Annotated in this window: 10 protein-coding genes and 1 tRNA gene; 6 read left to right on the top strand and 5 right to left on the bottom strand. The window is 66.8% G+C overall.

The window, feature by feature from the left end; genetic code table 11:
- Positions 1-166: 166 nt before the first annotated feature.
- The 3 genes from AC5RT8_RS11480 to sp36 are packed head-to-tail and all read right to left on the bottom strand — an operon-like array spanning position 167 to position 1,753.
- Entirely contained in the window at positions 167-1,078 is a 912-nt protein-coding gene (locus AC5RT8_RS11480; RefSeq protein ID WP_494095830.1) for an NUDIX hydrolase, read from the bottom strand.
- The gene (locus tag AC5RT8_RS11475; protein WP_494095829.1) at positions 1,071-1,553 is read right to left on the bottom strand and encodes a RidA family protein; all 483 of its coding nucleotides are present in this window, start codon (positions 1,551-1,553) and stop codon (positions 1,071-1,073) included. Before AC5RT8_RS11475 ends, AC5RT8_RS11480 begins: the two co-directional genes overlap by 8 nt.
- A complete protein-coding gene (gene sp36 / locus AC5RT8_RS11470) occupies positions 1,550-1,753 on the bottom strand; it encodes a Sp36 family protein (RefSeq protein WP_494095828.1) in 204 nt (67 codons plus the stop codon). Before sp36 ends, AC5RT8_RS11475 begins: the two co-directional genes overlap by 4 nt.
- Between sp36 and AC5RT8_RS11465 the strand changes: the two genes are divergently transcribed.
- From AC5RT8_RS11465 to AC5RT8_RS11455, 3 genes are all read left to right on the top strand, one after another.
- Positions 1,744-3,999: a transglycosylase domain-containing protein gene (locus tag AC5RT8_RS11465; protein WP_494095827.1), complete on the top strand. Its 2,256-nt coding sequence runs from the start codon at positions 1,744-1,746 to the stop codon at positions 3,997-3,999. The two genes, sp36 and AC5RT8_RS11465, sit on opposite strands and share 10 nt — an antisense overlap.
- Positions 3,999-4,952, top strand: coding sequence for a metallophosphoesterase (locus AC5RT8_RS11460; RefSeq protein ID WP_494095826.1), 954 nt, complete (start codon positions 3,999-4,001; stop codon positions 4,950-4,952). The genes AC5RT8_RS11465 and AC5RT8_RS11460 overlap by 1 nt, the downstream gene beginning before the upstream one ends.
- Positions 4,953-5,100: 148 nt before the next feature.
- Positions 5,101-5,177 (top strand) — tRNA-Pro (locus tag AC5RT8_RS11455).
- A gap of 65 nt (positions 5,178-5,242) precedes the next feature.
- Here the strand turns inward: AC5RT8_RS11455 and AC5RT8_RS11450 are convergent.
- Both AC5RT8_RS11450 and purD read right to left on the bottom strand, forming a co-directional pair.
- Positions 5,243-6,154 (bottom strand): phosphoribosylaminoimidazolesuccinocarboxamide synthase, encoded by a 912-nt coding sequence (locus tag AC5RT8_RS11450; protein ID WP_494095825.1) that lies wholly within the window; start codon positions 6,152-6,154, stop codon positions 5,243-5,245.
- Positions 6,151-7,491 carry a phosphoribosylamine--glycine ligase gene (purD, locus tag AC5RT8_RS11445; protein WP_494095824.1) on the bottom strand — a complete coding sequence of 447 codons (1,341 nt, stop codon included), beginning with the start codon at positions 7,489-7,491 and terminating at the stop codon, positions 6,151-6,153. Before purD ends, AC5RT8_RS11450 begins: the two co-directional genes overlap by 4 nt.
- Before the next feature lie 296 nt (positions 7,492-7,787).
- Between purD and AC5RT8_RS11440 the strand changes: the two genes are divergently transcribed.
- The 3 genes from AC5RT8_RS11440 (at position 7,788) to AC5RT8_RS11430 (ending at position 9,591) form a co-directional block, all read left to right on the top strand.
- Complete coding sequence (locus AC5RT8_RS11440) at positions 7,788-8,792, top strand: asparaginase (RefSeq protein WP_494095823.1); 1,005 nt, start codon at positions 7,788-7,790, stop codon at positions 8,790-8,792.
- A 4-nt stretch (positions 8,793-8,796) separates the two neighbouring features.
- Positions 8,797-9,162: a sterol carrier family protein gene (locus AC5RT8_RS11435; protein WP_494095822.1), complete on the top strand. Its 366-nt coding sequence runs from the start codon at positions 8,797-8,799 to the stop codon at positions 9,160-9,162.
- Between the two features lie 72 nt (positions 9,163-9,234).
- The gene (locus AC5RT8_RS11430; RefSeq protein ID WP_494095821.1) at positions 9,235-9,591 is read left to right on the top strand and encodes a hypothetical protein; all 357 of its coding nucleotides are present in this window, start codon (positions 9,235-9,237) and stop codon (positions 9,589-9,591) included.
- Positions 9,592-9,597: the final 6 nt, after the last annotated feature.

Here is a 9,597-nt window from a genome sequence, read left to right as displayed (position 1 = left end):
GTTTGTTCTGTCGGAGGGCCCCCTCTTTTGGTGGGTTGGGTGGGGGAATTGGTTTGTCGGGTTCTCTGGGAGGCGAGAGCCAAAACGGTGGGGGGGTTTGTCCCGTTGAGTGTGCCCCCGCCGCTGTTTTGCGTGCACATTTGTGCACCGGCGGGACTGATGCCCGCTAGCGCCCGTGCTGGGAGGATCCTTCGGCGCCGCCGCCGGTACGCACGGCCACGCAGGGCTTTCCGTCAACTTCCACCAGTTCCGGCTGGTAGACGGCGGCGGGCCTGCGGGTCGAAAGATAGGCAATGCAGCCGCGGGCTGACGCTACCTTTTCCAAGGTGAGTTCCACGGCGGGAACCACCAGTTCCCCCAGGGTCAGGCCGGAGGTGTCCGGCAGGCCGATTTCGTCGCCGAGCTCGGTAGTCTCCCGGGCTGCAATGACGTCCGCTGCCGCCTTCCAGTCTCCCCAGACCCCCTTTCCGTCCAGCAGGGTCGCGTCCTGGCCCACCGGCTGGACCGCCGCGAAGTAGCGGGTGTCGAAGCGCCGGAGGGCAAAGTCGGGGCTGTGCCAGTTGGACAGCGGGCGCAGCAGGTCCGTGCGCAGGCCGAGGCCGCGCTTTCCGAGCAGTTCCAGGAAGGATGCCTCCTGGGTGGCAATCGCCGTTCGTGCAGCCATCCACTCGGGGCCGCGGTTGCTTTCCAGCAGCGTGGATTCGTCGGGGCCGGCGAGGAGGATGCCGGTTTCTTCGAACAGCTCGCGGATGGCCGCCACGACGTGGCGGCGGGCCAGCCGGGCGTCGTCGGCCCCCAGGGACTTCGCCCACAGCGCCGGCGCCGGACCGTACCAGGCGACCTGCGCGTCGTCGTTCTCTTCGATGCTGCCGCCCGGGAAGGCCACCTTGCCGAGGGGTGATTCGCCCCTCCGGTAGGAAAGGTAGGTCTGGGTACCGCGGGGGGAATCCCGCAGCAGCACCACGGAGGACGCCAGCCGCGGTTTGCGGGGCGTCCGGTCGGGGCGTTCAAACCAGCTCTGGGCCGCCACCCGTTCAGAGGGGGCAACCGGGAACAGCCGGACTGTTGAGTTAGGCAAATTCAACGATCATTTCTATTTCCACGGGCGCGTCCAGCGGCAGGACGGCAACGCCGACGGCGGAGCGTGCATGGCTCCCCGCCTTGCCGAAGATCTTGCCCAGCAGTTCCGAAGCACCGTTGATGACGGCGGGCTGCCCGGTAAAGGACGGGTCGGAGGCAACATAGCCGACCAGTTTCACCACCCTGCTGATGCGGTCGAGGTCACCGATCTCGGCCTTCACGGCAGCCAGTGCATTAACAGCGCAGATGGCCGCGTAGGATGCCGCGTCTTCGGCTCCGACCTCTGCCCCGACCTTGCCCGTGCCGGGAAGGACCCCGTCCACGAACGGCAGCTGGCCGGACGTGTAAACGAGGTTCCCGGTGATGACGGCCGGAACATAGACAGCCACCGGAGATGCGACCGCGGGAAGGCTCAGGCCCAGTTCCCGGAGCCGGATCTCAACGGCCGATACTGCACCGGCAGCGCCCGTCACGAGCTTTTTTCGCGTTTCATGTAGGCCACGGAACCGGTTCCGTTGGGCGCCGCAGCGATCTGCACCAGTTCCCAGCCTTCTTCCCCGTGCATATTCAGGACCTGCCCGGGTGTGTGCAGTGGAAGAGGTGTTATGAAGTATTCCCATTTGGTCATAAGGGAAAGCCTAACGTGCTTGTAGACTGTCTCGCATGGCAGCACGCAACTCACCGTTCTTTGACACGGCGACCACTCTCGGAAAGCTCGTCGCGTTCTTCGGCATCAGTGCTCTCTGCGGGGTCCTTGCAGCCGGTCTCCTGGTCCCCGTGGCCGCAGCAGCCGGCACCGCTGCCTCCGGATCCATCCAGTTCTTTGACGAACTTCCCTCGGAGTTGGAGCGCGGGGCGCTGGCCACGCCCTCCAAGATCCTGGCCAATGACGGTTCGCTGATCGCGACCGTATATGACGAAAACCGCCAGCCCGTGACCCTGGACCAGGTGTCCCCGCATATGGTGGACGCCATCCTGGCGATCGAGGATGACCGCTACTACGAGCACGGCGGCGTCGACCTCCAGGGCATCGTCGGAGCCCTGGTTTCCAATGCGACCAGCGACAACACCCGCGGCGCCTCCACCATCACGCAGCAATACGTGAACAACGTCATTATCGACACCAACCGGCAGAACGAAGAGGAAGTCGTTTTCAGCGGCGACAAGGATTACGGCGACAAGCTGCGGGAAATGAAGCTCGCCATTGCCGTGGAAAAAGAACTCAGCAAGGACGAAATCCTCGAGGGCTATTTCAACATCGTGCCCTTTAGCGGAACCACCTACGGCGTGCAGGCCGCGGCCCGCTATTTCTACAACGTTGATGCCAAGGACCTGACCATCGCACAGTCGGCCGTGCTTGCGGGTGTGGTCAACGGCACCACGTTCTTCAGCCCCGAGTTGAACCCGGAACGCTCGCTGAAGCGCCGGGACATCGTCCTTAAGCGGATGCTGGACACCGGCCGCATCACCCAGGAAGAGCACGACGCCGCGGCCGCCACCGGCCTGGACCTGCAGATCACGCCCGTGTCCAGCAACTGCGTCGGTGCCGCGCAGGCACCCTATTTCTGCGATTACGTCACCCGCCTGGTGCTCAATGATGAGAGCTTCGGTGCCACTGAAGAAGACCGGGACAAGCTGCTTCGGCGCGGCGGCCTGACCATCAAGACCACGCTGAACCCCACCTTCCAGCAAGCGGCCCAGACTGCCGTCAATGAGACTGCGAATCCCGACAGCACGGATGCCGAAATCGGGCATGCGATGATCAGCCTCGAACCCGGCACCGGCAAGATCCTGACCATGGCGCAGAACACCAGGTACACACCGGAACTCGCGGACGGCAACTCGGTCCAGAACTTCAACGTGGATTCGTACCAGAAGGGCGATCCGAGCAAACCGCTGAACGGGCTGGGCGGTTTCCAGCCCGGATCCACCTACAAGCCGTTCACGGTCGCCGCCTGGCTGGATGCGGGCAAGACGCTGAACACCACCCTGAACGGGGCCAAACGGACCTACCCGGTGGGCACCCGATGGAACGCGAGCTGCTTCGGCGGCGCGTATGTGAGCACCACCGAGTGGACGCCGATCAACTACGGCGACACGAACTACCGGAACACCACCGTCCTGGACGGCCTGGCCAACTCGCTCAACACCATCACACTGGCTGAGGCCCGTGAGCTGGACCTGTGCAAGTTCCAGGAAATGGCCTTCGCCGCCGGTGTGCACAACGGCAAGGGTGCCAACGGCGAAGAGGAGATGCTCGAGGTTAACCCGCCCTCGACCTTCGGCGGCGGCGGTGACGCTTCCCCGATGGCCATGGCCACCGGCTTCGCCACCTTCGCGGCCGAGGGCCTGAAGTGTGAACCGATTGCCCTCGAATCCGTCACCGGCCCGGACGGCACCGAATATCCGGTGCCGCCGGAGTCCTGTGAGCAGGTTATGCGCAAGGAGGTGGCCCAGGGCGTGAACATGGCCACCCAGCGGGTCATGACGAACGGCTCGGGCGTCAACCTGCAGGTGGGCGTCCCGACCGCAGGCAAGACCGGCACCAATGACACCCGCTCGCAGACCTGGTTCCTGGGCTACAGCACCGGCATGGTCACTGCCTCCTGGATCGGTAACTGGAAAGCCAACAACACCACCATGTCCGACAAGCTGATCGGCGGACGGGTCTACCCCGAAATCGACGGCTCGCTGATTGCCGGACCGTCCTGGAAGAACTACATCCAGCGCATCGCCGGCCAGTACGAGGCCAACCCGTTCGCCAATCCCCCGGCCAGCATGGTGGGCGGCAGCACCCCGCCTCCGCGCGCCAACGCTCCCGTCCCGCCGCCGGCCTCTCCCCCGGCCCCTCCGGCTCCTCCGGCAGGCGGAGAAGGTGACGACAACGGCGGAGGCGGCGACGCCGGAGGGGACGACTAGTGGGTGACTCCCCCCTGGTGTCCGCCGGGAAAAAGGCTGCCTGGCTTGCCGGCGGCCTGGCCGGCACCGGTGCTGCAGCCTTCGCTTACGGCTGCCTGATCGAACGGAACCTCTTCGGTGTCCGGGAAGAAACGGTGCGGGTGCTTCCCGCAGGCAGCGCTCCCCTGCGGGTGCTGCACCTGTCGGACATCCACTTTGTTCCCGGCCAGGACCGGAAGACACGCTGGCTGCAGGAACTGGCGGAGCTGGAACCGGACCTCGTGGTGAACACGGGTGACAACCTCAGCCACCCCCTGGCCGTGCCCGCGGTGCTCGAGGCTTTGAAGCCCGTGATGCGTTTTCCCGGCGTCTTTGTCCCCGGCTCCAATGACTACTACGCGCCGGTGCTGAAGAATCCGTTCACGTATTTCACCGGTCCGTCCAAGCACCGGAAGGATCCGGAAAAGCTGCCGTCGGGTGAGCTGTTCGGCGCCTTCGAGGACGCCGGCTGGCAGGACCTGACCAACACCGCCGCCGTGATGGATCTGTCCGGTCTGCGGCTGAATTTTTCGGGAGTGGATGACCCGCATCTGCGGCGGGACCGGTACCAGGGTTTCGCGAAGACGGCTTCGGGGGCAGACGCATCAGGTAACGCTGCGGTGCCCGAAGTGAAGATCGGCGTCGCCCACGCCCCTTACCAGCGCGTGCTGAACCAGTTTACCGGCGGCGGTGCGGAGATCATCCTTGCCGGCCACACCCACGGCGGACAGGTCTGCGTGCCGGGCTACGGTGCCCTGGTCAGCAACTGCGACCTCCCCACCTGGCAAGCCCGCGGCCTGACCTCCTGGGCCGCTGCGGGGCGGCGGGTGCCGCTGAACGTCTCGGCCGGCATCGGCACCTCCCGTTTCGCTCCGGTGCGTTTCGCCTGCCGCCCAGAGGCTGTGCTGCTGACCCTGACGGCCCGCGATTCCTGAAGGAGGCACCGGGCGGGACCGCGAAAAAGGGGTTCCTACGGGAGTCGCCGACACGTTCCCGTAGGCCCGTTTCGCGGAATCGGGATTTGTCTAGTATCCTTGTAAAGTTGCTTCGCGGGGTCGCAAAGACTTCGGGAAACAGTGGTTACGGGGTGTGGCGCAGCTTGGTAGCGCGCGTCGTTCGGGACGACGAGGTCGCAGGTTCAAATCCTGTCACCCCGACCAGAAAGGGCCCGGCCAGAGAAATCTGGCCGGGCCCTTTTGCGTTAAGCGCTTGCCGAGCGCCGGGCTCAGGCGAACTGCTCTCCGGTGAGGCGCTCATAGGCCTCCACGTACCTTGCCCTGGTCCGTTCAACGACGTCGGCGGGCAGCGCAGGCGGCGGCGTGTCCGCGGCGCGCTCCCAGCCCGAGGCCGGTGAGGTGAGCCAGTCGCGGACGTACTGCTTGTCGAAGGACGGCTGGGCCTTGCCCGGCGCATACAGCGACGCGTCCCAGAAACGGGAGGAGTCCGGCGTCAGCACCTCGTCGCCGAGCGTGACCGCGCCGGTGGCGGGGTCCCGGCCGAACTCCACCTTGGTGTCGGCGAGGATAATCCCGCGGTCCCGTGCGACGGCCTCGGCCCGGGTATAGATCTGCAGGGTCAGCGAACGCAGTTGTTCCGCCGTTTCCCCGCCGACAATCTGCTCCACTGCTTCGTAGGTGATGTTCTCGTCGTGTTCGCCCAGCTCCGCCTTCGCCGAGGGCGTGAAGACCGCCGGTTCAATCTGTGAGCCGTCCACCAGCCCGGCCGGAAGCGGAAGCCCGCAGACCGTCCGGGACACCTGGTACTCCGCCAGCCCGGAGCCGGTGAGGTAACCGCGGGCAATGCACTCCACCGGATACATCTCCAGCTTCCGGCAGATCATTGCCCGGCCGGCCACGGCCGCCGGAATGCCTTCCCGGGCGGACACCACATGGTTCGGGATGTCCGGCAGCTGGTTGAACCACCAGAGGCTGAGCTGGGTGAGGATCCTGCCCTTGTCGGGGATGGTAGTGGCGAGCACATGGTCATATGCGCTGATCCGGTCGCTGGCCACCACGAGCACCCTGTCGGGGTCGTTGCCGCCGTCAGCCGGCACGTACAGGTCCCGGACCTTGCCCGAATACACATGCTGCCAGCCCGGCAGTTCCGGAGCGGGAGCCGTACCTTCCGCCCCGCTCATGCCCGATTCCCTTCGCGGACCGCGGCGCCCTCCGGAACGGCAGTGCCGCCGGCACCCGCGCTGCCGTCCGGAACCCGCACTTCACCGCGGGCCGCCTTCAGCGCTATGTCGGTACGGTGCTGCGATCCTTCCAGCCGGATCAGGTCAACACCGGCATAGGCACGCTCCCGTGCCTCCTGCAGATCCGCACCGAGCGCGACCACGGACAGCACCCGTCCTCCCGCGCTGCGTATCTTTTCCTTCTTGATCCTGGTGCCGGCGTGCAGCACATGCACACCTTCGAGCCGTCCGGCTTTCTTCAGCCCCCGCACCCGGTCCCCCGAGCGTGGTTTGCCCGGATAGTTGCCGGCCGCCACCACCACGGCCACAGCGGGGCGGGGATCCCATTTGAGCTGTTCCATGGCATCAAGTCCGCCCTTGGCGGCCGCCATCAGCAGTCCGCCGAGCGGAGTCTTCAACCGGGCCAGCACCGCCTGCGTCTCCGGATCACCGAAGCGGGCATTGAATTCAATGACCCGCACGCCGCGCGTTGTCAGGGCGAGTCCGCAGTAGAGCACTCCCACGAAGGGGGTTCCGCGCGAAGCCATTTCATCGATGGTGGGCTGCGCGACCCGGTTCACCACGTCCTGGACCAGTCCGGCCGGCGCCCAGTCCACCGGCGAGTAGGCGCCCATCCCGCCGGTGTTGGGGCCGGCGTCGTCGTTGAAAACCCGTTTGAAGTCCTGGGCCGGAGCCAGCGGCACCACATGCCGCCCGTCGGAAAGCACGAAAAGCGAGATTTCCGGTCCGTCAAGGAATTCCTCGATGACCACGCTGCCGCCCGCTTCGAAGCAGGCCCGGGCGTGGTCGAGTGCTTCCCCGCGGTCCGAGGTCACCACCACGCCCTTGCCGGCGGCCAGCCCGTCGTCCTTGACGACGTACGGTGCGCCGAAGGTATCCAGGGCGTCGGAGGCCTCCTCGACCGTATTGGCCATGCGTGCCATGGCGGTGGGAACGTTTGCGGCCGCCATGATCTGCTTGGCGAAGGCCTTGGAGGCTTCGAGCTGGGCGGCGGCTCGCGACGGCCCGAAGACGGCAAACCCCGCTTCCCGCAGCGCGTCGGCCACACCCGCGGCCAGGGGTGCTTCGGGCCCGATCACCACCAGGTCGGAACCGAGGGTGCGCGCCAGGTCCGTCACCGCCGCCGGATCGGCAGCATCCACCGGGTGGACCGGGGCGATCTGGGCAATGCCGGCATTCCCGGGAGCCGCATGGACCTCGCGGACGTAGGGATCGGCCAGAAGCGCTCGGACAAGGGCATGTTCGCGGCCGCCGGGGCCTACTACGAGAACCTTCACAGTAGATCAGGGTACTTGCTGGAACCGACCACCTGAAAGCATCTGTCCAACATGACACAGCAGCCCCGCGGCGGACCCCCGGTGCAGGTGTTCGCCGCGGAGTTACCTAATTGCGCCCGTACGCCGCCGGTATGCCGGCGGCCCATTGCAGGTAGCGGGAACGTGCCCTGATAGTGGAACTGCGGGTGTCGCTCCGGGCGGCACCCGCCGCGGAGCAGCGGGGGGCAGCGAGATCGACGGCGGTGCCGGGGCCGTCATCGCCGGTTCGCCCCCCGCACCCCCTTAGACTGAAGAACATGAACGCAACTTTCACCGCGTCCGACGCCGTTGAACTGGCAGTGCTCGAGCGCAACGGTTTCATTGAATCCCGCCACATCGGCTCCGCTGTGGTGATGGCCGCCGACGGCACCGTGGTCACCGAACTCGGCGACATCACCTCGCCCATTTTCCCGCGGTCAACGCTCAAGCCCTTCCAGGCCATCGCGGCCATGCAGGCCGGGGTGCCGCTCCGCGGCGCACAGGTGGCGCTGGCAGCCGCCAGCCATGTCGGTTCCCGCGAACACACCGAGGTCGTCCGCGGCATGCTCGCTGCCGCCGGTGTCACCGAGGGCCATCTGCAGTGCCCCGAGGACTGGCCGCAGGAGACCGAAGCCCGCAACGAACTGATCCGTGAGGGCAAGGGACCGCAGCGGATTGCCTTCAACTGCTCAGGTAAGCATGCAGCCTTCCTCTGGGCCTGCACCGAGAACAACTGGGACCACGCCACGTATTTGGACCCCCAGCATCCGCTGCAGCGCCGCATCGCCGAGGTCATCGAGGAGTTCACCGGCGAAACGGTGCAGCACTGGGCCGTGGACGGGTGCGGCGCACCGCTGGCCGCCGTCTCCCTGACCGGCCTGGCCCGCGGCATCGGCCGACTGTCGAAGGCACCGTCCGGCAAGCACGGCAACGCCCGGGCAGCGACCGTTGCTACCGCCATGCTCGATTATCCGTGGGCGGTCCACGGCCACGGCCGCGAAAATTCGATCGTCATGGAGGACCTCGGGATCATCGCCAAGAACGGCGCCGAGGGCGTCCTGGTGCTGGGCACCGACACCGGCGTCTCGGTGGCGCTGAAGATGCTCGACGGCAACACCCGCGCCGCTTCGCTTGTGGGGCTGACCCTGCTGGCCGCAAGCGGCGCCGTCGACCCGCTGGCCGTGGAGAAGGTCCTGGACAAGATCATGCAGCCCGTGCTCGGCGGCGGCCAGCCGGTGGGAAGCCTCCGGCTGGGCGCGCCCGTCACGGCGCTGCTGGGCTAGGCCCGTGGCACGGCGCCGGATCTCCGGCGAGGACGGCCGGGCGGCCCTGCAGGCAGCAGCAGCCGGAGCGTCAGACCGCGGCACCATGGCCATGGCTGTGCGCTACGCGTTGGAGGAACTTGCCGAGCGGGCCCCCGGCAACAGCGTGGAGGTCCGTGTCCCGCCGTTCGGGGTGACGCAGTGCGTTGCCGGCCCGCGGCACACGCGGGGCACTCCCCCGAATGTCATCGAGACCGACGGCGCCACCTGGCTGGCACTGGTCACGGGCCGGCAGTCCTGGGCCGATGCCGTGGCAGCAGGAAAGGTGGCGGCCTCGGGACTGCGCGCGGACCTGTCGGACGTGCTGCCGCTGTTCCGCACCGGATCCTAGGGTCCTCCTCCGGATCCGCCTCTGTCCCCTGCGCCCGCACCCGGGAGACTGACCACCCGGTAGAATCGACGTATGGTTTCCGAGCAGCACGGCCTTTCGGGGCAGCACAGCCTTTCCGAGCAGCACAGCCCTGAACGCCGTGAGATTACGATCCGCCGCGCCCCCCGCTTCGTTCCCTTCCTGGCACTGGGCGTGATTGCCGGGTTCATTGCTGCGCTCTTTGTCGCCTACGGCGGTGCCGAGAACCCCAGCTTCACGCGCGAGGCCACCCTGGGTTTCTTCACCATGATGTTCGCTCTGCCCGGTCTGCTCCTCGGCGCCCTGGCGGCCCTGATCCTGGACAGGATCAGTGTCCGCAAGGCCCGACGATCCACGGTGGAAAGCATTGATCCTGCCGAACCCGAAGACGGGGAGCAAGCGCCGTCGTAACGGTTG

This window comes from Arthrobacter sp. Ms25, assembly GCF_059090365.1.
This window is presented reverse-complemented; position numbering and strand designations above follow the sequence as displayed.